Genomic DNA, 22,488 nt, shown 5'->3' with positions numbered 1-22,488 from the left:
AAACCCGTGCCTGTCCCACACATGTGGTGACCACGGCATTCACGTACGTCGGGCACCCCCCGGAAGAGGGTGTGATCGCACTACTGATCGGTGGTGATCCGGACGGTGGGAGTCGTGTCCGCACCGGATTCCCCGGCGTGCCCCGTGCTCTTCCGCCAGCCCGCGGCGGAATCCTCGGCCGTCCACACCCGGCCGTCGAAGGAGACGCGCTCGATGCGCAGTTCGGCCGCGTGCGCCACCGCCCATGACGCCAATGCCCAGCCGCGCCGCGGCAGATCGTCCTCCGTCGTCGCCGCCCGTAGCGGGACCGTCACCATGCGGGCGCCCGTGGCACCCTTGGCGCCGCCGCCCCCGGCGCCCACGACCGGGCGCACCAACGCGCCGAACTCACGCGTCAGCTTCGCCTGTACCGCCGACGGGTCGCCCGGCTTCCCGTCGCTCGGGCTCCTCGTGCAGCTGAACGCACCGGCGGTGCGGCCGGTGAGCGCCGAGGCGAGCAGCGCCGCGCGCGGCTCGTGCTTGGCGTACGCCTGCGGGAACCCGCTGCGCTGCACCTTCTGCGCGGCCACCGTGAGCGGCAGCCGGGAGTAACCCGGCACCTCGACCAGATGGGCGTAGAACTTCCCCGACGCGTACACCGGATCGGTGATCTGCCGCGCGGTGCCCCAGCCCTGCGTGGGCCGCTGCTGGAACAGACCCAGCGAATCACGGTCGCCGTGGTGGATGTTGCGCAGCCCCGACTCCTGCATGGCCGTCGCCAGCGCGATCGTCACCGCCCGCTCCGGCAGTACGCGGGAGGTGCCCACGGCCGAGATCGTCGCGGCGTTCACGGCTTGTTCGGGGTCGAGCGCATACTCCTCGCCGTGATCCCGGACGACACATCGGGGCGCACCCGGCCCACCCGTCACGAAATGCGCCACCAGATACCCGATCAACGCCAGCAGCACGGCACAGGCGGCCACGGTACGCAGCAGTCGGCCACGGCGGGCGAGGGAGATCCGGGACATGCGGGCCACGTTACTGGAGAGACATAAGAATCGATTGAGCCGGACCGCGCCTTTCCCGGTCCCAGGCCTTTCGGGTCCCTTTCCCGAAGTGCCCGAAATCGCCCCGGGCCTCCTCGAACACGACCGCGAGAGTTAGAGTCGCGGCATGGACCATGCCGCACTTGACCTGTCCCTCGACGCGAGCGCCCTGACGGCGCGGCTCGTCGACTTCCCGTCGGTGAGCGGTGACGAGAAAGCCCTCGCGGACGCCGTCGAACAAGCGCTGCGGACCCTGCCCCACCTCACGGTCGACCGGTACGGCAACAACGTCGTGGCCCGTACGAACCTGGGCCGCGCCGAGCGCGTCGTGCTGGCCGGCCACCTGGACACCGTCCCGATCGCCGACAACGTCCCCTCCCGGCTGGACGACGACGGCTATCTGTGGGGCTGCGGCACCAGCGACATGAAGTCCGGCGTCGCGGTACAGCTGCGCATCGCCGCGACGGTCCCCGAGCCGAACCGCGACCTGACCTTCGTCTTCTACGACAACGAAGAGGTCGCCGCCCACCTCAACGGCCTCGGCCACGTCGCCGAGGCGCACCCCGACTGGCTCGCCGGAGACTTCGCCGTACTGCTGGAGCCCTCCAGCGGCCAGGTCGAGGGCGGCTGCCAGGGCACCCTGCGGGTGCTGCTGCACACGCAGGGCGAGCGGGCCCACTCGGCGCGCTCCTGGATGGGCAGCAACGCCATCCACACGGCGGCGCCGATCCTCGCCCGGCTGGCGGCCTACGAGCCGCGGCGCCCGGTGATCGACGGACTGGAGTACCGGGAGGGGCTCAACGCCGTCCGCATCGAGGGCGGCGTCGCGGGCAACGTCATCCCCGACGCCTGCACCGTCACCGTCAACTTCCGTTACGCGCCCGACCGCAGTGAGGCCGAGGCGCTCGCGCACGTCCGCGAGGTCTTCGCGGACTGCGGGGTGTCGGAGCTCGTGGTCGACGACCACTCGGCCGCCGCGCTGCCCGGGCTGTCCCACCCGGCCGCCGTCGCCTTCATGGAGGCCGTCGGCGGGACGGCGATGCCCAAGTTCGGCTGGACGGACGTCTCGCGCTTCAGCGCCCTCGGCGTGCCCGCGGTGAACTACGGCCCCGGGGACCCCCTGCTCGCGCACAAGCGCGACGAGCGGGTGCTGGCCTCCCTGGTCGACGACTGCGCGGAGCGGCTGCGCGGCTGGCTGACGGCCTGACGGACCCTCGGGTCCCCGGAGCTCCCTCCGCATCTCGAATTCCGCTGCGCTCCCCGTGAGGGGGCCTAGGCTGAATGGAAGATCCTTCCCCTGCTTTCGGCGGGGAGGCCCCATGCGGAGGGAGCACGGTATGGACAATCCCGAAGGCAGGCGCGCGCAGCGGGAACAGCGCCGGGGGCCGGTCACACGCCGGCACGGTCAGATGCAGCAAGGGACCACCGACCAGCACCTGCTGGACACCAGAGGGACCGCGGACTGGGTGCACGAGGACCCCTTCCGGGTGATGCGCATCCAGTCCGAGTTCGTCGAGGGCTTCGGCGCCCTCGCCGAACTGCCGCCCGCCATCAGCGTGTTCGGCTCCGCCCGTACGCCCCGGAACTCACCGGAGTACGAGGCCGGAGTGGCGATCGGGCGCGGCCTGGTCGAGGCGGGCTTCGCGGTGATCACGGGCGGTGGGCCCGGGGCGATGGAAGCGGCGAACAAGGGCGCGACGGAGGCGGGCGGCGTCTCGGTCGGCCTCGGCATCGAGCTGCCCTTCGAGCAGGGGCTCAACCCGTACGTGAACCTGGGCGTGGACTTCCGCTACTTCTTCGTCCGCAAGACGATGTTCGTGAAGTACGCGAGCGGGTTCGTCGTCCTGCCCGGCGGGCTCGGCACCCTCGACGAGCTGTTCGAGGCGCTGACCCTCGTCCAGACGAAGAAGGTCACGCGCTTCCCGATCGTGCTCTTCGGCACCGAGTACTGGCAGGGTCTGGTCGACTGGCTGCGCGGCACGCTCATCGCCCAGGGCAAGGCGGGGCCGCACGACCTCCAGCTCTTCCACATCACGGACGACGTCGACGAGGCGATCGGCTTGGTGACGAAGGAGGCGGGGGCGTAACCGGGGCTCCGCCCCGGACCCGGGTCCTCAAGCGCCGGACCCCGGTCCTCAAGCGCCGGACGGGCCGGCTTTCCGACCTGTCCGGCGGCTGAGGACAACCCGCTCGCGTTGCTCTAGGCAAGTCCCCGCCGGGCCACCGCAGGTGCGCGGTGGCCGGCGATGGAGGCGACCATGTCCAGCACCTGCTTGGTTTCCGCGACCTCGTGCACGCGGTAGACCTGGGCCCCCAGCCACGCCGAGACCGCCGTCGTCGCGAGGGTGCCCAGCACCCGCTCCTTCACCGGTTTGTCGAGCGTCTCGCCCACGAAGTCCTTGTTCGACAGCGAGACGAGCACGGGCCAGCCCGTCTCCGCCATCTCGCCGAGCCGGCGGGTCGCCTCCAGCGAGTGCCGGGTGTTCTTCCCGAAGTCGTGCCCCGGGTCGATCATGATGCCGTCGCGCCGGACCCCGAGCCCGGCGGCCCGCTCGGCCAGCCCGAGGGTCACCCGCAGGATGTCCGCCATCACGTCGTCGTACTCGGTCCGGTGCGGCCGGGTGCGCGGCTCGACACCGCCCGCGTGGGTACACACGAGACCCGCGCCGTACCGGGCGGCGACCTCGGCCAGCTTGGGGTCGACCCCGCCCCACGCGTCGTTGAGCACGTCCGCGCCGGCCTCGCAGACCGCTTCGCCGACGTCGTGCCGCCAGGTGTCCACGCTGATCACCACGTCCGGGTGGCGCCTGCGCACCTCGGCCACGAAGCCGACCGTGCGGCGCGCCTCCTCCTCGGCGGTCACCTCCTCACCGGGACCGGCCTTCACACCGCCGATGTCGATGATGGCGGCACCTTCCGACACCGCCTGCTCGACCCGGGTCAGCGCGGGCTCGTCGTGGAAGGTGGCGCCCTGGTCGTAGAAGGAGTCCGGCGTCCGGTTCACGATCGCCATGATCACCGGTTCACGCTCGTCGAACTCGCGTCGTCCAAGCCGCAGCATTTTCCGTACTCCTTCTCCCGTGGTCCGCCAGCGACCTTAACTGTCAGTGGGACATGGCACGATCGTGGAGCACGGTTTGGCTTGCGGAATACCGACGCACCGCGTGACGGGCGCACCTCGGGGAGATGGTCGTGTTCTGGTTCTTTCTCATCACGCTGCTCGTGGTGGTCGCCGCGGTGACGCTCGCCGTCGGCGGCGGTGGCGGCGGTGGTGCCCTGGCCGACGCCGCTCCGGACCGGATCGGCCCGCAGCTGCCCGCCGAGCGCCCGCTGGGCCGGGCCGACGTCGACGCGCTGCGGCTGCCGGTCGCCCTGCGCGGCTACCGCATGGTCGAGACCGACGACGCCCTGGACCGGCTCGCGGCCGAGCTGGCCGAGCGCGACGCCCGGATCGCGGAGCTGGAGGCGGCGCTCGCGGGAGCGCAGGCGGCGGCCATGAGCGGGCCCGGTCTGCTCAAGGGCGACCCCGGTCAGCCCGCTCGGGCCGGGCGCCACGAGGGTGGCGGCCAGGAGCAGGATCAGTACGCCGACGGGGACGCGGCCCCGGACGGCCGGAACGGGGGAGCGGAATCATGAGCGGGGGTGTGGTCGCCGGTCCGGACGGGCTGGCGCGCTGCCCGTGGGGCCTGGAGGCGGAGTCCATGACGGACTACCGCGTCTACCACGACACCGAGTGGGGCCTCCCGGTGCGCGGCGACGACGCGCTGTACGAGCGGATGTGCCTGGAGGCGTTCCAGTCCGGGCTGTCGTGGCTGACGATCCTGCGCCGCCGGGAGGGCTTCCGGGCGGCCTTCGCCGGATTCTCCATCGCCGCGGTGGCGGCCTTCACGGACGCGGACGCCGAGCGCCTGCTGGCCGATCCGGGCATCATCCGCAACCGCGCGAAGATCGCGGCCGCGATCGGCAACGCCAAGGTCGCGGCGCAGTGGGAGCCCGGCGAGCTGGACGCCTTCATCTGGTCGTACGCCCCGGAGCCCGCCGACCGGCCCGCACCGCGCACGTGGGCCGACGTGCCCGCGACGACGCCCGAGTCCACGGCGCTGGCCAAGGAGCTCAAGAAGCGCGGGTTCCGCTTCATCGGTCCCACGACCGCGTACGCCCTGATGCAGGCGTGCGGCCTGGTCGACGACCACCTGGCGGACTGCCACGTCAGGCGGCTACCGCCGCCGGGGCCCACGACAGCCTGACGCGCCGAGGGGGCGGGCGCGTCCTCAATCGCCGGACGGGCTGGTTGTGGCTGAGCTCAGCCCAATCAAGCCCGTCCGGCGCTTGAGGACACCGCCGCGCAGCGGAGGTGCACACCACGAGGCTCGCCGCGCTCGCCCAGGTCGCGGGTTCGACGCCCGGGCCCCGGGCTCGGCGTCAGTGACCCACGTACTTCGGCTTCTCCTTCTTCAGGAAGGCGTCCACGGCGATCCGGTGGTCCTCGGAGGCGCCGGCCTTGGCCTGGAGCTCGTTCTCCTTGCCCAGTGCCTCGGTCAGCGAGTGGCCGGCGGCGAAGTCCATGGACGCCTTGATCGCCGCGTAGGCGAAGGTCGGGCCGTCCGCCAGCCGGCGGGCCACGGCGCTCGCCTCGGCGGCCAGCTCGGCGGCCGGGACGACCTTGTTCGCGATGCCCAGCTCCTGGGCCTCCTGGGCGCTGACATTGCGCGGGAAGAGCAGCAGATCGGCGGCGCGGCTGTGGCCGATGAGGCGGGGGAGGGTCCAGGAGACGCCCGAGTCGGCGGTGAGCGCCACCCCGGCGAAGGAGGTGTTGAAGCCCGCGGTGTCCGCGACCACGCGGTAGTCCGCCGCGAAGGCGAAGCCCGCGCCCGCGCCCGCCGCGACCCCGTTGACCCCGGCGACGACGGGCTTCGGCATGCCCGTGATCGCGGTGACGATCGGGTTGTAGTGCTCCTCGACCGTGCTCATCACCTTCTGGGAGTCCCGGCCCAGCAGCTCGACGTGTTCCTTGAGGTCCTGGCCGACGCAGAAGGCTCGGCCGGTGGCGGTGAGCAGCACGGCCCGTACGGCGGGGTCGCCGGCCGCCTCTCCCAGGGCCCGGAGCAGCGCGACCTTCGTCTCGATGTTCAGCGCGTTCATGGCGTCGGGACGATTCAATGTGATCGTCGCGAGCCCGTCGTTCACCTGGTACAACACGGTGTCGGCCATGGTGCGGTCCCTCCCTCGGTCGGCTGTGGTCAGGGCTCAGCATGCCGGAGATCATTCGCGGTCGATATGTGACCTGCGTCAAAGAATCGGGACTCTGTGCGGGTGTGGTGGCGGAGCAGTATCGCAGCCGGATCCCCGAATTGGGTGGTTTTGCGCGAGAGCGTTGCCGAAGGGATGCGGACCGATGTTGGTCATCGGGTCGCGCGATGCGGGATAATGGCCTGGAAGCAATGTGTTCGATGCCGGTGATGCGGAGCCCTGCCAGGGACCCGTCGGCTGACGATGAGCTGGTTTCAGGAAGGGGAACGAGCATGGCGGCCATGAAGCCGCGGACGGGCGATGGCCCGCTCGAGGTGACCAAGGAGGGGCGGGGCATCGTCATGCGGGTTCCGCTCGAAGGCGGCGGTCGTCTCGTCGTCGAGCTGACACCGGACGAGGCCGAGGCCCTCGGAGACGCCCTGAAGAAGGTCGTCGGCTGACGCAGGCCCGCGATTCTTTCACTGCCCCGGCAGCCGGACCACCGGCACCGGGGCAGTGGCATGTCCGGGGGCGGCCCGTCGGGGGACGGCCCGTGCCTCCGCCGCCCGGATCAGCCGCGCCGGACGGCGCACAGCAGTCCGTCGCCGACCGGCAGCAGGGACGGCAGCAGCACGGTGGACTCCCGTACCGCCCGGAGCAGTTCGCGCAGCCGCTGGACCTCGGCGGGCTGCGCCGCCGAGTCCACGGTGCGACCGTCGGCGAAGACGCCCTCGAAGCAGACGAGGCCGCCGGGCCGCAGCAGGCGCAACGATTCGGCTAGGTAGTCGAGGCACTCCAGCCGGTCGCCGTCGCAGAAGACCAGGTCGTACCCGCCGTCGGCGAGGCGCGGCAGGACCTCCAGCGCGCGGCCGGGGATGAAGCGCGCCCGGTTGCCCGCGAAGCCCGCCGCGCGGAACGCCTGCCGGGCGAACTGCTGGCTCTCGGGGTCGCTGTCCACCGTCGTCAGCACGCCGTCGGGCCGCATGCCGTGCAGGAGGTGGATGCCGGAGACCCCGGTGCCGGTGCCGATCTCGGCGACGGCCTTGGCGTCCACCGCCGCGGCGAGCAGGCGCAGCGCGGCGCCGGTGCCGGACGACACCGAGCGGAGACCTGCCTCGCGGGCCCGGTCACGGGCCCAGCGCAACGCCTCGTCCTCGGCGACGAACGCATCGGCGAACGCCCAGCTCGTCTGCCGGTTGCCGGTAATGGCCCTCTCCTGTCCCCGTAGTCGACGCACCCGTGACTGTATCCGCTGACCACGGGAACCCGCAGATGGGACCGGGCGTTGAGAGGAGCAGAGGCAGTTGGCGGACCAAGACCAAAAGCAGGTCAAAAATACTTATCCGGAGCTAACGGGCGGGGTGGATATGGTAGGGGCTCTACTGGAGACCGCCAGAGCCGACAGGGGAGGTGCGGCTGCGGCCGGAGACCGTCGGGGAGCGCTGCGGCGCTTCCGCAGGTCTGCTGTCGAGCCGAAATCCGTGACCAACACTGCTGACAGCCCCATCCGCACCGCAGACGCATCCACCGCGACCTTCGCCACCGATGCGGATGCTCAGGCGTGGACCCCTCCCACCTGGGAGGAGATCGTCAGCACCCACAGCGGCCGGGTCTACCGTCTCGCCTACCGCCTGACCGGTAACCAGCACGATGCCGAGGACCTCACCCAGGAGGTCTTCGTCCGTGTCTTCCGGTCGCTGTCCACGTACACCCCGGGCACGTTCGAGGGGTGGCTGCACCGCATCACCACCAACCTCTTCCTCGACATGGTCCGGCGCCGTCAGCGCATCCGCTTCGACGCGCTGGGCGACGACGCCGCGGAGCGGCTGCCCAGCCGCGAGCCCTCCCCGCAGCAGCACTTCAACGACACGCACTTCGACGCGGACGTCCAGCAGGCGCTGGACACCCTCGCCCCGGAGTTCCGCGCCGCGGTGGTCCTGTGCGACATCGAAGGACTCTCGTACGAGGAGATCGCCGCGACTCTCGGCGTGAAGCTCGGCACCGTGCGCAGCCGTATCCACCGTGGCCGTTCCCATCTGCGCAAGGCCCTGCAGCACCGCTCGCCCGCCGCCCGGGCCGAGCAGCGCGCGGTGGCGGGTGTGGCTCCCGGCGTTCCTTTGGGTGGGGAGGTCGGGATCGCGTGACCGGTTCAGGCGGTCAGTCCCCCGCCGAGCACCATCTCGGCGACCGCCTCGCGGCCCTGGTCGACGGGGAGTTGGGACACGACTCTCGGGAGCGGGTGCTGGCGCACCTGGCGACCTGCTGGACATGCAAAGCGGAAGCCGACGCACAGCGTCGGCTCAAAAACGTGTTCGCCCAGGCGGCCCCGCCGCCGCTGTCCGACAGCCTGCTCGCCCGGCTCCAGGGCCTGCCGGCGACCGGGGGCGACGACGGGCAGGACGGACGGCAGGGCCCGGGCGGTCCGGGAAAAGGCGCCTTCGGCGTACGGGCGGAGGATCTGGCTCTGCTCCCGGGCGTCGATCACCGGCCCTTTGAGCGCGGCTTCCGCACCCACGACGTCGAGCGCGGCAGCGCGCGCGGGCGCCGGTTCGCCTTCGCCGCGGCCGGTGCCGTGTCGCTCGCCGCGTTCGCGCTCGGCGGCTCCCAGCCGCCGGAGACGGCCGTGGACACCCCCCGGGCCCGTGCCGAGAACGCCCGGCGGGTCGCGAGCCCGCTCGCCATGGCCCCCGGCCGGGTCCGTGAGGACACCCGCCGGGAGCGGGGGATGGCCGCGGCCTCGCAGGACCGGCCCACCGCGATCGGCGCCCCCGTGGTGCCCACCTCGCTGAGCGCGGCCCTGCTGCGTCCCTCCGGGGCGCCGCTCCTCCCGCCGCTGATCCGCACCACGCTCGCCGTCCCGACGGCACCCCCGCCCCCGCCCGCGGGTGGCGCGTCCTCTTCGCACTGACAACCGAGGCCCTCTGCGCACACCCGGGCAGACCTGGTTGAATCCATAGTGGGCCGCGCATGCCTCGGGTGATGCCGCGCGCCCTCAGGCGAACCGTGGGGAGAAGATGGACGAGGGGAAGGCGCGGGCTCTCGGGCCCAAGCCGCAGTGGTGGAGCCGTCCGCGCCGGGCGCAGGCAGACCGGCCGGACGGGGCGGGCGAGCAGCCCGTATCCACGGGGGCGGAGCAGTGTTCCGCCGACGCTCCACGGACCGGGCCAGCCGGCCCCGAGGGGGCGCCCGCCGCCGAGGCGTGGCCCGTGGCGCCGCCCCCGCCGCAGGACGCACCGCGGGAAGCGCACCCCGCCCAGCAGGCCCCCGCGGACGCGGTGGCCCCGCCCGTAACCGCCACAACCGCCGCCCCCGGCCACGACGGCGCCCCGGCCCCCCTGCACGCCCCCGATCCGTACGGGACGCCCCCGTACGGCGGCCCCGGCCCCTGGGCGCCCGCCCCGCCCGTCCAGCGCCCGGTGACCCCGGCGCACGGCACCCACCTGCCGCCGACGGGCACCACCCCCGCGCACGGCACCCACCCCGGGCCGGCCGGCGTCACCCCCGCGCACGGCACCCCCTTCCCGGCCGCGGCCACGCCCCAGCCGGGCCCCTGGCAGTACGACCCCTGGGCACCGCGGCCGCACGGCGCACCGGGATCCCCCATCGCCCAGGCACCGGCGAAGCGGGCCCGGCGCGGCAAGCTCGTGGCGGGGGCCGCCCTGGTGGCCCTGACCGCCGGTGGCGTCGGCGGCGCGATCGGCGCCCATCTGGAGCGGGACGGCGGCATCGGCGGGAGCGTGACGCTGCCGCAGGCGTCCGCGGAGCAGGCGAGCCGCGCACCCGGGAGCATCGCGGGCATCGCCGCCCGCGCGCTGCCCGGTGTGGTGACGATCCATGTGCGCGGCGGCGAGGACCAGGGCACCGGCACGGGCTTCGTGCTCGACAAGCGGGGCCACATCCTCACCAACAACCACGTCGTGGAGCCCGCCGGGGCCGACGGCTCCATATCCGTGACGTTCAACGGCGGCCAGACCGCCAAGGCCACCGTCGTCGGCCGGGACAGCGGCTACGACCTGGCCGTCATCAAGGTCACCGGGGTCTCCGGGCTGACCCCGCTGCCCCTCGGCAATTCGGACTCCGTCCAGGTCGGCGACTCCGTCGTCGCCATCGGGGCGCCGTTCGACCTCGCGGGCACGGTCACGACGGGCATCATCAGCGCCAAGGAGCGCCCGATCACCGCGGGCGGCGGGAAGCGGGACGGCAGCGACGTCAGCTACGTCGGCGCACTGCAGACCGACGCCCCGATAAACCCGGGCAACTCCGGCGGCCCCCTGATGGACGCCCAGGCCCGCGTCATCGGCATCAACAGCGCCATCCGTTCCGCCGGGAGCGAGGACGGCCCCGGCGGCGGCCAGGGCGGCAGCATCGGCCTGGGCTTCGCCATACCGATCAACCAGGCCAAGCGGGTCGCCGAAGAGCTGATCAACACCGGCAAGGCCACCCACCCGGTCATCGGCGTGACCCTCGACATGGAGTACACGGGCGACGGCGCACGGGTGAACACCAAGGGCGCCAAGGGCCCGGCCGTGACACCCGGCGGGCCGGGCGACAAGGCGGGCATCGAGCCCCGGGACGTGATCACCAAGGTGGACGGCGTTCCCGTGCACAGCGGCCAGGAGCTGATCGTCAAGATCCGCAGTCATCGCCCGGGCGACCGGCTCGGACTGACCGTCGAGCGCGGCGGCCGGGAGCGGACCGTGCAACTGACCCTGGGATCGGCGGACGCGGGCTGAGAGGCTTTGGCCCGATGTTGGTCCAGGTGTTCCCTCGGCCCACTCCGGGCCAGGTACCGTGATAGATGGCCTGGCCCGTCGGCCACTGACGCATCAAGGAGCTGCAACGTGCTCGACATAGGATTCTTCGAGCTGGTCGCGCTCGCCGTGCTGGCGGTGCTCATCTTCGGCCCGGACAAGCTGCCCAAGGTCATCCAGGACGTGTCCCGGACCCTGCGCAAGATCCGGCAGTTCTCCGAGAGCGCCAAAGAGGACATCCGCTCCGAGCTGGGCCCGGAATTCAAGGACTTCGAGTTCGAGGACCTGAACCCCAAGACCTTCGTCCGCAAGCACGTCCTGGACAAGGACGAGCTGGGGCTGAAGGAGATCCGCAACGGCTTCGACTTCAAGTCGGAGATGGCCGAGGTCACGGACGCCGTGCACGGCCGCGAATCCACCCAGCCGGCCTCTTCCGCGGGCGGCTCGGGCACCCCGGACCTGCTGAAGAAGCAGGCCACGCGTGATGTCGGCACACCTCCGCCGTTCGATTCCGACGCCACCTGAGTTCGCGTATGCCGGGCGCCATTGACGGGGGTGGCTATCCTCCCTGTGTTTGGGGTGAAGTCGTCCTTGAGGGGCGTGCTCGCCCGGGCCGGCAGGGCAACAAGGAGGCGCCACGCAGATGGAGACGACGAGTCGGGTAGGGGCCCAGGGGGCCGGTACAACCGATGCGTCCGCCGTGGACACCGCGTCCGCGGTGCAGGAAGCGACACAGGGCGGGACCGGTACCCGGCGGTCGGTCGACGGCTATCTGATGGCTTCGTTCCCGTGGTACGGCCTGGACGAGGCGTACACCGGGCGGCGCTGGCTGATGCAGGTGGGCGCCGCCGCCGACGGCACGGTGGAACACGGGGCGACGGGCCACGGCGAGGAGCCCTCGCTGCGCGGTGAGCACACCGGCGGCCACAGCACCCGGCAGCGCTTCGCCGTCGTGGTGACCGTCGCGAGCCGCCCGCTGCGGCGCAGCGCCGACGGTACGGGCGTGCTGGAGGCCACCTCGGTCTCCTCGGCGGCCTGGCTCGCCGGCTCGGGGCTGCTGTCGTGCACGTGGCCCGCGCAGATGGAGCGGGCCCTGCGACAGGACTGGCTGGACCAGCAGACGGCGCTGGCCTGGGAGCTCGCGGACCATCTGGAGGACGCGGCCTGGTCGACCCTGTCGCTCCCGGTGGACGGCGTGCCGACCGACTTCCGCTACCGCGAGTCCGAGTACGGCTGGGTCCTCGCGGGCTCGGCCGAAGGAGGGGTCCACCTGGGCGCGTACGGGCGCGGCATGAGCGCCTACGGCATGGGCTTCTCGGTGATCAAGGAGATCACCTCCTACGAGCACTGACCGGCACCCGTACACGGGTAAGGGGCGGTCTCCCAGGGAGACCGCCCCTTACCGTCCGACTCCGCGGCCGTCAGAACTTGTTGCGCGGGGTGATGCCCAGAGACATGCCCGACAGACCGCGCTGGCGGCCGCCCAGCTTGCCGGCGATGGCGCGCAGCGCGCTGCCCGCCGGGGACTCCGGGTCGGTCAGGACGACGGGCTTGCCCTCGTCGCCGCCCTCGCGCAGCCGTACGTCGATCGGGATCGAACCCAGCACCGGCACGGTCGCGCCCGTGGTCCGGGTCAGACCGTCGGCCACGCGCTGACCGCCGCCCGAGCCGAACACGTCGACCATCTCGTCGCAGTGCGGGCAAGGCAGCCCGGACATGTTCTCCACGACGCCGACGATCTTCTGGTGGGTCTGCACGGCGATCGAACCGGCGCGCTCGGCGACCTCGGCGGCGGCCTGCTGAGGGGTCGTCACCACCAGGATCTCGGCGTTCGGCACGAGCTGCGCGACGGAGATCGCGATGTCGCCGGTGCCCGGCGGCAGGTCCAGCAGGAGGACGTCGAGGTCGCCCCAGTAGACATCCGCCAGGAACTGCTGGAGCGCGCGGTGCAGCATCGGGCCGCGCCACACCACCGGGGCGTTGCCCGGCGTGAACATTCCGATCGAGATGACCTTCACGCCGTTCGCCGACGGCGGCATGATCATGTTCTCGACCTGGGTGGGCTTGCCCTCGGCGCCCAGCATGCGCGGCACCGAGTGGCCGTAGATGTCCGCGTCGACGACGCCGACCTTCAGCCCGTCGGCCGCCATCGCCGCCGCCAGGTTGACCGTCACCGAGGACTTGCCGACGCCGCCCTTGCCGGAGGCGACGGCGTAGACCCGGGTCAGCGAGCCGGGCTGGGCGAAGGGCACCTCGCGCTCGGCGGTGCCGCCGCGCAGCGCGGAGGCCAGCTCCTTGCGCTGCTCGTCGCTCATCACGTCCAGCTCGACCGTGACGCCCGTGACGCCGGCGACGCCCGCCACCGCGTCGCGCACGTTCTTCGTGATCGTCTCGCGCATCGGGCAACCGGAGACCGTCAGGTACACGACCACGGCGACCGTGCCGTCCGCGGCGATCCCGACGGATTTGACCATGCCCAGCTCGGTGATCGGCCGGTGGATCTCGGGGTCGTTCACCGTCGCGAGCGCGGCGCGGATCGCGTCCTCGCTCGGCGCGGAGCCCGGTGCAGTGTCGGTAGCCATACGGTCGATGGTACGGCGCCCGACCAGGGCCGCGGGAAGGGCCGTCAGCGGTCGCGTTCCTCACTCTCTTCCGGGAATATCCGCCGCTGCTCCAGTTCCTTCACCAGGTCCTGGAACTCCGAGCGGATCCAGTCCCGCGTCGCGACCTCGCCGAGCCCCATCCGCAGTGCCGCGATCTCCCGCGTCAGGTACTCGGTGTCCGCGATGGACCGCTCGTTCTGCTTGCGGTCCTGCTCCAGATTGACCCGGTCCCGGTCGTCCTGCCGGTTCTGCGCCAGCAGGATCAGCGGCGCCGCGTACGAGGCCTGGAGCGACAGCATCAGGGTCAGGAAGATGAACGGGTACGTGTCCCACCGCAGATGGGCCGGCGCGGAGGTGTTCCACACCACCCACAGGATGATGACGACCGTCATCCACACGATGAAGCGGCCCGTGCCCAGGAACCGGGCGATCCGCTCCGAGGCGTGGCCGAAGGCCTCCGGGTCGTACGTCGGCAGCCAGCTGCGCCGCTTGACGCGGGGCTGGTCCAGCCGCACCCGCTGCGGGGCGGCGGACTGCGCCTTGGTCCGCTCCTTGGCCCGGTCCTTGGACTCGCCGCGCTCCCCGCGCGCGGAGAGCCCGAAGTCGCGGCCGCGGTCAGTGCCCATCGACGGTCTCCCGCAGATCACTCATGTCCAGCGCGCCGTGGTGCAGCTCGGTCTCCCGCCAGTCCTCGGGCAGCAGGTGGTCCAGGACGTCGTCGACCGTCACCGCGCCCAGCAGCGAGCCGCTCTCGTCCACGACGGGCGCGGCGACCATGTTGTAGGTCGCCAGATAGCTGGTGACGGCCGGCAGCGGGGTGCCCGGCGGCAGCGGCCGCAGATCCGTGTCGGCGATCGAGCCGACGAGCGTGAACGGCGGGTCGCGCAGCAGCCGCTGGAAGTGCACGGTGCCCAGGTACTTGCCCGTCGGGGTCTCGTCCGGCGGGCGGCAGACGTAGACCTGCGCGGCGAGCGCGGGGGAGAGGTCGGGGTTGCGCACCCGGGCCAGCGCGTCGGCGACGGTGGCGTCCGGGCGCAGCACGATCGGTTCGGTGGTCATCAGCCCGCCCGCCGTCCGCTCCTCGTACGCCAGCAGCCGCCGGACGTCGGCGGCGTCGCCCGGCTGCATCAGGGTCAGGAGCCGCTCCATCTCGTCCTCGGGCAGCTCCGAGAGCAGGTCGGCCGCGTCGTCCGGGTCCATCGCCTCCAGGACGTCGGCGGCACGCTCCTCCTTCAGCTTGCCGAGGATCTCGATCTGGTCGTCCTCCGGCAGCTCCTCCAGCACGTCCGCCAGCCGGTCGTCGTCCAGCGCCGCCGCCACCTCCGAGCGCCGCTTGGGCGACAGATGGTGCAGCACGTTGGCGAGGTCGGCCGGGCGCAGCCGCTCGAAGGTCGCCAGGAGGTTCTCCGCGCCCTGCCCCTGCTCCTCCATGGAGAAGCCGGTCACGGCCGACCACTCGACGGTCAGCGTCTCGCCCTTGCGGCGCAGCGCCCCGCCCTTGCCGCGCCGTACGAAGACCTTGTCGATCTCCCAGTCGCGGCGGGCCGGCAGCTGGGTGATCGACACATCGAGGACCGTGACCTCGGCGTCCTTCGGATCCGCGTCGACCAGCCGCACCCGCCGGTCCAGCAGCTCGCCGAGGACCAGCCGCTCGGTCGGCCGCTGCTCGAAGCGCCGCATGTTGACCACGCCCGTCGTGATGACCTGGCCGGACTCCACCCCGGTCACCCGGGTCATGGGCAGAAAGATCCGGCGCCGGCTGACGACCTCCACGACCAGCCCGAGGACGCGCGGCGGGCGGCCGCCGACCCGCAGCATCGCCACCAGGTCGCGCACCCGGCCCACCTGGTCGCCGTTGGGGTCGAAGACGGCCACGCCAGAGAGGTGCGAGACGAAGACGCGGGGGGCGCCTGCTGCCATGCCGCGAACCTCCTGACCCTGGCCGTTCCCCGGCCGGTCACCGGCCGATCTGCGATTCAGGCTAACGTGACCGGCTGCGCCCCGCCCCGAGGGTGCGCCCGTACGGTCTCCCCGCGTACGCTCCGGGCGGCGCGGGTACGCTGCCGTACTCCCATCGGTAACAGGAGGCAAGAGCCAAGGTGCGAACCCGGAACGCGGCCCTCGTGGGGGCGGTGTGTGTCGGCCTGGCCGCGACGCTCACGGCCTGCGGCGGCGGCACCCCCGAGGACCCCGACAAAGGGACCAACGGTGTCGGCAAGCTCGAGGCCACGGTGATCCAGACCAAGGCCCGCGCGGCCGCCCGCGGCGCCGCCGCGGTCCACCTCTCCGGCAACGTCGTCAGCCAGGGCCGTACGTACAAGCTCGACATGCGGCTGAAGAAGGACGGCGGCATGGGCCGGGTCTCCTCCAACGGCAGCACGTTCGAGCTGCTGCGCGTCGGCGACGCCCTGTTCCTGAAGGCGAACAAGGCGTTCTGGTCGCACGACGCCGTCCCGGGGCAGGGCACGGCGGGCACACCGGGGGCCGCCACCCCGAAGCCGTCCGCCAAGGGCGACAGCGCGGCCGCGGCCGACAAGCTCGACGACAAATACGTGAAGGTCCCGACCGGCGACCCCTCCTACCAGCAGTTCAAGGGCTTCACCGACAAGGACGTGCTCCTCGACGGCCTTCTCGGACTGCACGGCAAGCTCGCCCGCGGCGAGCACGGCACCGTCGGCGGCGTCCGCACCATCCGCATCAGCGGCGGCGCGGGCAACGGCGGTCAGCTCGACGTCTCGCTCAAGGGCACCCCGTACCCGCTGCGCGTGCAGCGCGCGGGGGGCGCGGGGCAGCTGGAACTGGGCGACTGGGGACAGGACTTCGCGCTGACCGTGCCCGAGAAGAAGCAGATGGTCGACTACGGGAAGCAGATCCCGCGGACCGGCTAACGTCCCTTCTTGCGCCCCAGTCCCTTGCGCAGCAGCTTCGGCAGCGCGGCGGGCATCGGCTGCCGGGTCGTGGCGGACGTGGGCAGCGGCCTGGTGGCCAGCGAACCGTCGGGGAGCTCACCGGTCGCCCCGTTCGGCTCGATCCGCAGCACCCGGCAGTCACGGGCCCACCGCTCCTCGATCGCCTCGGCGTCCGGCGCGTTGAGCCGCTTGCCCTTCAGCTCGGCCACGGCCCCGGCCCACGCCTCGCCCCGGGGCTCCAGCACGGTGACCCGCCCGATCCACATGACGAGCCGCCCGCCCTTGTCCTTGCTGCGCACGGTCACGGTGGCCACCCCGCCGTCCTCGAGCGCGAGCCCCTCCAACGGCTGCTCACCGGGCCCGCCCACGAGGTGCACGGCACCCTCGTGCCACACATGCCACAGCGCACGGCTGGGCCCGGTCGGCCCTTCCACCCAGATGAGACCGGACTTCTTGGTGGCCTCTTCGATCAGGGCCTGCGTCAGCGTCATGCGATTACCTTAAGCGGCTGCCGTGACCGTCCACCGGCGTGATGGCGTGCACTGTGGGCCCACGGCCCGAACCCCCACCACCGCCGAAGGCGGAAAGCGGCGCTGGGCCGAGGCCCGAACCAGCACAGCGCCTACGCTGGGAAGCGTGAGAGTTGCCCGTGCCCGTCGGGGCGTCCCGTCCCCCGCGATATCCACCGATCCGCACGTGTCCGAGGGGCAAGGTCCTCACCCCGGGATGCGTACGGATCTGGTGCTGCTCGCGATAGCCATCGCCGGCGTCTCGCTCTCCGCCCCGCTCATCGCCGCCACCGCGGCACCCGCCCTCGCCGTCGCGTTCTGGCGCAATGCCATGGCCGTCGGCGCGCTCACCCCCTTCGCCCTGTTCCGGCACCGCGCGGAGCTGCTCGGCATGGGCCGTCGCGCGCTGCTGCTGGCCGTCGCCGCGGGGGCGCTGCTCGCCGTGCACTTCGCGGTGTGGCTGCCGAGCCTGCACATGACCTCGGTCGCCTCCTCGACCGCGCTGGTCACCACCACCCCGATCTGGACGACGCTCCTGCTGTGCCTGCGCGGCCACCGCCCGCCGGCGCTCGTCTGGGCGGGCACCGCCCTCGCCTTCCTCGGCGTCGTGATCCTCACGGGCGTGGACCTGTCCCTCTCCCCGCGCGCCCTCGCCGGGGACGCCCTGGCCCTCGCGGGCGGCATGGCGGCGGCGGGGTACGTGCTGCTGGGAGCGGAGGTGCGCCGGACGGTGGGCACCCTCGCGTACACCTACGTCTGCTACGCCACGACGACCGTGCTGCTGCTCGTCACCTGCCTGGTCTCGGGCTCCGCCCTGGGCGGCTACAGCGGCGGGACGTGGCTCAAACTGGCCGTGCTGACCGTCTGTGCCCAACTGCTCGGGCACTCCCTCATCAACCGGGTCGTCAAGGGCCTCGGCCCGTCCGTCACCTCGACGGCGATCCTGTTGGAGACGCCGGGCGCGGCTCTGATCGCGGCTGTCTGGCTGGGCCAGATGCCGTCCGCTGCGGCCTACCCGGCCCTAGCGGTGATCATGGCAGGCCTGGCCCTGGTGATCATGGCGGACCGGACCCGGAAGCCGCAGGTCGAGACGGGAGTCTGACGAGGGGGCTCAACGGCCCCTACCGCCGCCTGCCCGTACAGCCGCCCGTTCCTCTTGCTGTGTTTCCCGGGGGCAACCCCTGGCCCCCCGGCCGGTGCCGTCCGTGGCGACCGTCCCTGCAGCCGCCCGTTCCGCCTGCTGTGTTTCCCGGGGGCAACCCCCGGACCCCCGGCTGGTTCCGTCCGTGGCGACCGTCCCTGCAGCCGCCCGTTCCGCTTGCTGTGTTTCCCGGGGGCAACCCCCGGACCCCCGGCCGGTGCCGCCCGTGGCGACCGTCCCTACAGCCACCCGTTCCGCTTGAACCCCCGGTGGATCGCCACACAGATCGTGACCGTGACGACCATGACCGTCGGGTAGCCGTACTTCCACTTCAGCTCCGGCATGTGGTCGAAGTTCATGCCGTAGATCCCCGCGATCATCGTCGGCACGGCGAAGATCGCGGCCCACGAGGTGATCTTGCGCATGTCCTCGTTCTGCGCGACCGACGCCTGCGCGAGGTTGGCCTGGAGGATCGAGTTGAGCAGGTCGTCGAAGGAGACCACCTGCTCGTGCACGCGCGCGAGGTGGTCCGCGACGTCGCGGAAGTACTTCTGGATGTCCGGGTCCACCAGCCGCATCGGCCGCTCGCTCAGCAGCTGCATCGGCCGCATCAGCGGGGCGACCGCCCGCTTGAACTCCAGCACCTCACGCTTGAGCTGGTAGATGCGGCCCGCGTCGCCACCGCGCGAAGTGCCCTTGCTGGGCGCGGAGAAGACATCGATCTCGACCTCGTCGATGTCGTCCTGCACGGCGTCGGCGACCGCGATGTAGCCGTCGACCACCTGGTCGGCGATCGCGTGCAGGACGGCCGAGGGGCCCTTGCCGAGGAGCACCGGGTCGTCCTGGAGGCGGTGGCGCAGTGCGCGCAGCGAGCCCTGGCCGCCGTGCCGGACCGTGATGATGAAGTCCCGGCCCGTGAAGCACATCACCTCGCCGGTCTCCACCACCTCGCTGGTGGCGGTGAGTTCGGCGTGCTCGACGTAGTGGATGGTCTTGAAGACGGTGAAGAGCGTGTCGTCGTAGCGCTCCAGCTTCGGCCGCTGGTGGGCGTGGATCGCGTCCTCCACGGCGAGCGGGTGGAGCCCGAACTCCCGGGCGATGCCCGAGAACTCACGCTCGGTCGGCTCGTGCAGCCCGATCCACGCGAAGCCCCCGTCGGCCCGTACGCGCCGCATGGCCTCCGCCGGGCTGACGTGGGCGCTCGCCCGCTTGCCGTCGCGGTAGACGGCGCAGTCGACCACGGCGCTGTTGGTGGCGGGGTCCCGGGTCGTGTCGTAGGCGTAGGGGGTGTCCCCCCGGCGGAGGGCGGGGCGGACGGCTGCACGCAGGTCGCGGATCATCGACATGGCTGGCTCCTTCACGGGCCGGCCGTCAGCCACGGGCGCGGGCGCAACGCGGCCGGGAACGTGGACGTGGGTGCCTGGGCAGGGGGATACGTCCGCGAATCGGGCGGCGCTTCGTGCGGTGCGTGGAGGCTGACGGCAGTTCGCAGAGAACTTCGCAGAGGACACGGAACAAAGCGAGACGAAGGCGCTCTTCCGTCAAGTGCTGCGGGCGCGAAAGGACTTCCGGGGCCGGGACGGCCGATACGGCGGCCGGGTCGCAGAAGGCTCTTGGGTCAAACGGAGTGCGTCCGGAGCGGAGGGACGGGAGAACTGTCGGTACTGCACGGTCGACTAGGATCCACCGCAGCCCCACCTCCTCCGGCCGGTCCCCGCTGAGGGACGAACGTAATTCCCTGACCAGAGGTCAAGGCTAGCAGCCGCGTGGCGCACCGGACCCCGCCTTTGCCCGTTCGATACGCGTTCTATGCTCGCTGCATGTCAGACGTTCTCGCACTGGTCGAGGCCCGGCTGCGTACGGCCCTGGGCGAGCCCGACGCACGCGCCGCCGTCACCTTCCTGGGCACGGACCGCATCGAGGTCCTCCGCTTCACGGCTTCCGACGGCGGCGGCGAGGTCGTCCGCTACGCCACCCTCGGGATGTCCGCCCAGCCGATGGCCGATCCCACGGCCACCCTCGTCGACCCGCTGCGCGGCCCCCGGGCCGAGCTGGTCCTCACCGTCCGCAGGGGCCGGGCCGACACAGACAAGGTGCTCCGTCCGCTGGCCGTGCTCGCCGCGTCCCCGCAGGTGGAGGGCGTCATCGTGGCGCCGGGGGCGTCGCTGGACACCGGTGAGCCGCTCTGGCCGGAGGCGCCCTTCACCTCCGTGCTCGTCGCCGAGTCCGGCGGCCTGATCGAGGACCTGGAGCTGGACGAGCCCATGGAACCGGTCCGCTTCCTGCCCCTGCTGCCGATGACGCCCAACGAGGCGGCGTGGAAGCGCGTTCAGGGCGCGGCGGCCCTGGAGGAGCGGTGGCTGCGGCACGGCACCGACCTGCGCGATCCGTTGCGCGCCGGGGTCCCGCTGGGCTGACCCCACGGCCGCCCTGGGGCGCGCGGCGGGCTTCCGTGCCCCGCCCCCGTGCCGGATGTGACCCGGACGGGACCGGAGCGACGGGGCCGCCCGGGGGGAATCCGCCATGACTCCGCCCGGACGGGTGATCGTCCTTGACGCGGCGCCGACCGCGGAGGACCGTTGGACCCTATGAGGGGCGAACCCAGTTGCCCGAAGTGCGGTGGCCGGGTGCGGGCGCCCGGTCTCTTCGCCGACTCCTGGCAGTGCGGCGTGCACGGAGCCGTGCACCCCTTGCAGCCTGTCGTCCCGCCGAGCGTCGAAGCGCTGGCCGTCGTGGTCAACCGGGCCAGGGTCCCGGTGTGGATGCCCTGGCCCCTGCCGGTGGGCTGGCTCTTCACCGGTGTGGCGTGCGCGGGCGACGACCGCAGCGGCGGGCGGGCCACCGCCGTCGCCTGTTCCGGCCCCGGCCCGCTGGGCGGCCCCGGCGAGCTGCTGCTCGTCGCCGAGGAGCTGGGCGTCGGCCTCGGCGCGCGTTACGCGGGCATCGACGGCCCGGACCCCGGCCCCCACATGTGCGTGGACCGCCCGCCGGACGCCAAGGTGCACGCCGCCGGCCGTCCCACCGCCCTCTGGCACGTCGAGGGCGCGCCGCACGACCGGGCCGTGTTCGCGGGCGAGGCGCGCGGGCTGTGGCTGTGGGCCGTCGTCTGGCCGGAGCGGTCGGGGCTGCTGATGTACGACGAGCTGGTGCTCACCGATCTGCGGGACGCGGGCGCGGAGGTCGATCTGCTGCCGTGCGGCGCGCTCTCGCCGCGCATCCTGTCACCGGGCCCCCGCTGAGGCCCGTCCGGGCCGCGCCGAGGCGGTCCGGACGGTCGAGGCGCGCGTCAAGCGTCCGCAAGTGATCGCGCATGCCCCTTGACCGGGCCGGACCCGGTCGTATTCAGGCCGTATTCAAACGACGGCTATCCTGAACCGGTCCTGTCCGTACCGCTTGCCTGGGGAGCCGTGTCGTGCGCATCGATCTGCACACCCACTCCACGGCCTCGGACGGTACGGACACCCCCGCCGAGCTGGTCCGCAACGCGGCCGCCGCCGGGCTGGACGTCGTCGCGCTGACCGACCACGACGGTGTCGGCGGACACGCGGAGGCCATCGCGGCCCTCCCCGCGGGGCTGACCCTGGTCACCGGCGCCGAGCTCTCCTGCCGCCTGGCTCCCTCCCCGTCCGGGGAAGCCGCCGTCGGCCTGCACATGCTGGCCTACCTCTTCGACCCGCTGGAGCCGGAGCTGGCCCGCGAGCGCGAGCTGGTGCGCGACGACCGGGTGCCCCGGGCGCGCGGCATGGTCGCCAAGCTCCGTGAGCTGGGCGTGCCGGTCACCTGGGAGCGGGTGGCGGAGCTCGCCGCCGGCGGAGCCGTGGGCCGCCCGCACGTGGCCACCGCCATGGTCGAGCTCGGTGTGATCGACACCGTCTCGGACGCCTTCACCGCCGACTGGCTCGCCAATGACGGCCGCGCCTACGTCGACAAGCACGAACTCGACCCCTTCGAGGCCATCCGGCTGGTCAAGGCCGCCGGCGGGGTCACCGTCCTCGCGCACCCGCTGGCCGTCAAGCGCGGCCGGTGCGTGTCGGAGAGCGCGATAGCCGCCCTCGCCTCGGCGGGGCTGGACGGCATCGAGGTGGACCACATGGACCACGACGAGCCGACCCGCGCCCGGTTGCGCGGCCTCGCCGCCGACCTCGATCTGCTGACCACCGGTTCCAGCGACTACCACGGCAGCCGCAAGACCTGCCGGCTCGGCGAGTACACGACCGACCCGGAAATCTACGGCGAGATCACGCGCCGCGCGACGGGCGCGTTCCCCGTCCCCGGCGCGGGCGGCTGACCCACCCCGGGCTGCGCCGGTACCCCCGGCCCG

24 protein-coding genes are annotated in these 22,488 nt (G+C 72.5%); 15 read left to right on the top strand and 9 right to left on the bottom strand.

Annotated features, from left to right (window positions below; genetic code table 11):
- Positions 1–80: 80 nt before the first annotated feature.
- Positions 81–1,007, bottom strand: a complete 927-nt coding sequence (locus FHS38_RS09960) for a VldE C-terminal domain-containing protein (protein ID WP_184732940.1) — start codon at positions 1,005–1,007, stop codon at positions 81–83.
- A 145-nt stretch (positions 1,008–1,152) separates the two neighbouring features.
- Here FHS38_RS09960 and dapE point away from each other — a divergent pair, with 145 nt between their 5' ends.
- Together dapE and FHS38_RS09950 are read left to right on the top strand one after the other, a co-directional pair.
- Complete coding sequence (gene dapE, locus FHS38_RS09955; RefSeq protein WP_184732938.1) at positions 1,153–2,232, top strand: succinyl-diaminopimelate desuccinylase; 1,080 nt, start codon at positions 1,153–1,155, stop codon at positions 2,230–2,232.
- A gap of 130 nt (positions 2,233–2,362) precedes the next feature.
- A complete protein-coding gene (locus FHS38_RS09950) occupies positions 2,363–3,112 on the top strand; it encodes an LOG family protein (protein ID WP_184732936.1) in 750 nt (249 codons plus the stop codon).
- Between the two features lie 113 nt (positions 3,113–3,225).
- On the opposite strand, the gene folP is transcribed toward FHS38_RS09950, so the two are convergent.
- Positions 3,226–4,086, bottom strand: a complete 861-nt coding sequence (folP, locus tag FHS38_RS09945) for a dihydropteroate synthase (protein ID WP_184732934.1) — start codon at positions 4,084–4,086, stop codon at positions 3,226–3,228.
- Positions 4,087–4,211: 125 nt separating this feature from the next.
- On the opposite strand from folP, the gene FHS38_RS09940 reads away from it, so the two are divergent.
- Positions 4,212–4,661 (top strand): DivIVA domain-containing protein, encoded by a 450-nt coding sequence (locus FHS38_RS09940; protein WP_229822299.1) that lies wholly within the window; start codon positions 4,212–4,214, stop codon positions 4,659–4,661.
- Entirely contained in the window at positions 4,658–5,272 is a 615-nt protein-coding gene (locus FHS38_RS09935; RefSeq protein WP_184732932.1) for a DNA-3-methyladenine glycosylase I, read from the top strand. Before FHS38_RS09940 ends, FHS38_RS09935 begins: the two co-directional genes overlap by 4 nt.
- Positions 5,273–5,447: 175 nt before the next feature.
- Here the strand turns inward: FHS38_RS09935 and chcB are convergent, their stop codons facing one another.
- Complete coding sequence (gene chcB / locus FHS38_RS09930; RefSeq protein ID WP_184732930.1) at positions 5,448–6,236, bottom strand: 2-cyclohexenylcarbonyl CoA isomerase; 789 nt, start codon at positions 6,234–6,236, stop codon at positions 5,448–5,450.
- Between the two features lie 311 nt (positions 6,237–6,547).
- Here chcB and FHS38_RS09925 point away from each other — a divergent pair, with 311 nt between their 5' ends.
- Positions 6,548–6,715 (top strand): DUF3117 domain-containing protein, encoded by a 168-nt coding sequence (locus FHS38_RS09925; protein WP_009997451.1) that lies wholly within the window; start codon positions 6,548–6,550, stop codon positions 6,713–6,715.
- A 110-nt stretch (positions 6,716–6,825) separates the two neighbouring features.
- Here the strand turns inward: FHS38_RS09925 and FHS38_RS09920 are convergent, their stop codons facing one another.
- The gene (locus tag FHS38_RS09920) at positions 6,826–7,491 is read right to left on the bottom strand and encodes an O-methyltransferase (protein ID WP_130879739.1); all 666 of its coding nucleotides are present in this window, start codon (positions 7,489–7,491) and stop codon (positions 6,826–6,828) included.
- Between the two features lie 130 nt (positions 7,492–7,621).
- Here FHS38_RS09920 and sigE point away from each other — a divergent pair, with 130 nt between their 5' ends.
- From sigE to FHS38_RS09895, 5 genes are all read left to right on the top strand, one after another.
- The gene (gene sigE / locus FHS38_RS09915; RefSeq protein WP_184732928.1) at positions 7,622–8,398 is read left to right on the top strand and encodes an RNA polymerase sigma factor SigE; all 777 of its coding nucleotides are present in this window, start codon (positions 7,622–7,624) and stop codon (positions 8,396–8,398) included.
- Positions 8,395–9,162: a zf-HC2 domain-containing protein gene (locus tag FHS38_RS09910; RefSeq protein WP_184732926.1), complete on the top strand. Its 768-nt coding sequence runs from the start codon at positions 8,395–8,397 to the stop codon at positions 9,160–9,162. The genes sigE and FHS38_RS09910 overlap by 4 nt, the downstream gene beginning before the upstream one ends.
- Positions 9,163–9,268: 106 nt before the next feature.
- Positions 9,269–10,987 carry a S1C family serine protease gene (locus tag FHS38_RS09905; RefSeq protein ID WP_184732924.1) on the top strand — a complete coding sequence of 573 codons (1,719 nt, stop codon included), beginning with the start codon at positions 9,269–9,271 and terminating at the stop codon, positions 10,985–10,987.
- A gap of 108 nt (positions 10,988–11,095) precedes the next feature.
- Positions 11,096–11,530, top strand: a complete 435-nt coding sequence (locus FHS38_RS09900) for a sec-independent translocase (RefSeq protein ID WP_184732922.1) — start codon at positions 11,096–11,098, stop codon at positions 11,528–11,530.
- A 118-nt stretch (positions 11,531–11,648) separates the two neighbouring features.
- Positions 11,649–12,356, top strand: a complete 708-nt coding sequence (locus tag FHS38_RS09895; protein ID WP_184732920.1) for a hypothetical protein — start codon at positions 11,649–11,651, stop codon at positions 12,354–12,356.
- Between the two features lie 70 nt (positions 12,357–12,426).
- On the opposite strand, the gene FHS38_RS09890 is transcribed toward FHS38_RS09895, so the two are convergent.
- Genes FHS38_RS09890 through FHS38_RS09880 form a run of 3 tightly spaced genes read right to left on the bottom strand, consistent with a single transcriptional unit; the run spans position 12,427 to position 15,528 of the window.
- Complete coding sequence (locus FHS38_RS09890; protein WP_184732918.1) at positions 12,427–13,587, bottom strand: Mrp/NBP35 family ATP-binding protein; 1,161 nt, start codon at positions 13,585–13,587, stop codon at positions 12,427–12,429.
- Positions 13,588–13,631: 44 nt separating this feature from the next.
- Complete coding sequence (locus tag FHS38_RS09885) at positions 13,632–14,234, bottom strand: DUF1003 domain-containing protein (protein WP_184732916.1); 603 nt, start codon at positions 14,232–14,234, stop codon at positions 13,632–13,634.
- Positions 14,224–15,528, bottom strand: a complete 1,305-nt coding sequence (locus FHS38_RS09880; RefSeq protein ID WP_184732914.1) for a magnesium transporter MgtE N-terminal domain-containing protein — start codon at positions 15,526–15,528, stop codon at positions 14,224–14,226. The genes FHS38_RS09885 and FHS38_RS09880 overlap by 11 nt, the downstream gene beginning before the upstream one ends.
- A gap of 179 nt (positions 15,529–15,707) precedes the next feature.
- Between FHS38_RS09880 and FHS38_RS09875 the strand changes: the two genes are divergently transcribed.
- The gene (locus FHS38_RS09875) at positions 15,708–16,496 is read left to right on the top strand and encodes a hypothetical protein (RefSeq protein WP_184732913.1); all 789 of its coding nucleotides are present in this window, start codon (positions 15,708–15,710) and stop codon (positions 16,494–16,496) included.
- On the opposite strand, the gene FHS38_RS09870 is transcribed toward FHS38_RS09875, so the two are convergent.
- On the bottom strand, positions 16,493–17,008 hold the full coding sequence (locus tag FHS38_RS09870) for a hypothetical protein (protein ID WP_184732911.1): 516 nt from the start codon (positions 17,006–17,008) through the stop codon (positions 16,493–16,495). The genes FHS38_RS09875 and FHS38_RS09870 overlap by 4 nt on opposite strands.
- Positions 17,009–17,243: 235 nt before the next feature.
- On the opposite strand from FHS38_RS09870, the gene FHS38_RS09865 reads away from it, so the two are divergent.
- Entirely contained in the window at positions 17,244–18,128 is an 885-nt protein-coding gene (locus FHS38_RS09865; RefSeq protein WP_184732909.1) for a DMT family transporter, read from the top strand.
- A gap of 278 nt (positions 18,129–18,406) precedes the next feature.
- Here the strand turns inward: FHS38_RS09865 and FHS38_RS09860 are convergent, their stop codons facing one another.
- The gene (locus tag FHS38_RS09860; protein WP_184732907.1) at positions 18,407–19,513 is read right to left on the bottom strand and encodes a magnesium and cobalt transport protein CorA; all 1,107 of its coding nucleotides are present in this window, start codon (positions 19,511–19,513) and stop codon (positions 18,407–18,409) included.
- 474 nt (positions 19,514–19,987) lie between these two features.
- On the opposite strand from FHS38_RS09860, the gene FHS38_RS09855 reads away from it, so the two are divergent.
- From FHS38_RS09855 to FHS38_RS09845, 3 genes are all read left to right on the top strand, one after another.
- Positions 19,988–20,584 (top strand): suppressor of fused domain protein, encoded by a 597-nt coding sequence (locus FHS38_RS09855; protein WP_184732905.1) that lies wholly within the window; start codon positions 19,988–19,990, stop codon positions 20,582–20,584.
- A gap of 171 nt (positions 20,585–20,755) precedes the next feature.
- A complete protein-coding gene (locus FHS38_RS09850; RefSeq protein WP_184732903.1) occupies positions 20,756–21,406 on the top strand; it encodes a DUF6758 family protein in 651 nt (216 codons plus the stop codon).
- A 173-nt stretch (positions 21,407–21,579) separates the two neighbouring features.
- The gene (locus FHS38_RS09845; RefSeq protein ID WP_184732901.1) at positions 21,580–22,455 is read left to right on the top strand and encodes a PHP domain-containing protein; all 876 of its coding nucleotides are present in this window, start codon (positions 21,580–21,582) and stop codon (positions 22,453–22,455) included.
- Positions 22,456–22,488: the final 33 nt, after the last annotated feature.

This window comes from Streptomyces netropsis (assembly GCF_014203545.1).
Lineage (GTDB): Bacteria > Actinomycetota > Actinomycetes > Streptomycetales > Streptomycetaceae > Streptomyces > Streptomyces netropsis.
The sequence above is the reverse complement of the archived record's forward strand: the minus strand, read 5'-3'. Positions and strand labels throughout refer to the sequence as shown.

Bases quoted from the DNA above. Each gene is read 5' to 3' on its own strand.
- FHS38_RS09960 (WP_184732940.1), bottom strand. From the start codon at position 1,007: ATGTCCCGGATCTCCCTCGCCCGCCGTGGCCGACTGCTGCGTACCGTG.
- dapE (WP_184732938.1), top strand. From the start codon at position 1,153: ATGGACCATGCCGCACTTGACCTGTCCCTCGACGCGAGCGCCCTGACG.
- FHS38_RS09950 (WP_184732936.1), top strand. From the start codon at position 2,363: ATGGACAATCCCGAAGGCAGGCGCGCGCAGCGGGAACAGCGCCGGGGG.
- folP (WP_184732934.1), bottom strand. From the start codon at position 4,086: ATGCTGCGGCTTGGACGACGCGAGTTCGACGAGCGTGAACCGGTGATC.
- FHS38_RS09940 (WP_229822299.1), top strand. From the start codon at position 4,212: ATGGTCGTGTTCTGGTTCTTTCTCATCACGCTGCTCGTGGTGGTCGCC.
- FHS38_RS09935 (WP_184732932.1), top strand. From the start codon at position 4,658: ATGAGCGGGGGTGTGGTCGCCGGTCCGGACGGGCTGGCGCGCTGCCCG.
- chcB (WP_184732930.1), bottom strand. From the start codon at position 6,236: ATGGCCGACACCGTGTTGTACCAGGTGAACGACGGGCTCGCGACGATC.
- FHS38_RS09925 (WP_009997451.1), top strand. From the start codon at position 6,548: ATGGCGGCCATGAAGCCGCGGACGGGCGATGGCCCGCTCGAGGTGACC.
- sigE (WP_184732928.1), top strand. From the start codon at position 7,622: ATGGTAGGGGCTCTACTGGAGACCGCCAGAGCCGACAGGGGAGGTGCG.
- FHS38_RS09905 (WP_184732924.1), top strand. From the start codon at position 9,269: ATGGACGAGGGGAAGGCGCGGGCTCTCGGGCCCAAGCCGCAGTGGTGG.
- FHS38_RS09895 (WP_184732920.1), top strand. From the start codon at position 11,649: ATGGAGACGACGAGTCGGGTAGGGGCCCAGGGGGCCGGTACAACCGAT.
- FHS38_RS09890 (WP_184732918.1), bottom strand. From the start codon at position 13,587: ATGGCTACCGACACTGCACCGGGCTCCGCGCCGAGCGAGGACGCGATC.
- FHS38_RS09885 (WP_184732916.1), bottom strand. From the start codon at position 14,234: ATGGGCACTGACCGCGGCCGCGACTTCGGGCTCTCCGCGCGCGGGGAG.
- FHS38_RS09880 (WP_184732914.1), bottom strand. From the start codon at position 15,528: ATGGCAGCAGGCGCCCCCCGCGTCTTCGTCTCGCACCTCTCTGGCGTG.
- FHS38_RS09870 (WP_184732911.1), bottom strand. From the start codon at position 17,008: ATGACGCTGACGCAGGCCCTGATCGAAGAGGCCACCAAGAAGTCCGGT.
- FHS38_RS09865 (WP_184732909.1), top strand. From the start codon at position 17,244: ATGCGTACGGATCTGGTGCTGCTCGCGATAGCCATCGCCGGCGTCTCG.
- FHS38_RS09860 (WP_184732907.1), bottom strand. From the start codon at position 19,513: ATGTCGATGATCCGCGACCTGCGTGCAGCCGTCCGCCCCGCCCTCCGC.
- FHS38_RS09855 (WP_184732905.1), top strand. From the start codon at position 19,988: ATGTCAGACGTTCTCGCACTGGTCGAGGCCCGGCTGCGTACGGCCCTG.
- FHS38_RS09850 (WP_184732903.1), top strand. From the start codon at position 20,756: ATGAGGGGCGAACCCAGTTGCCCGAAGTGCGGTGGCCGGGTGCGGGCG.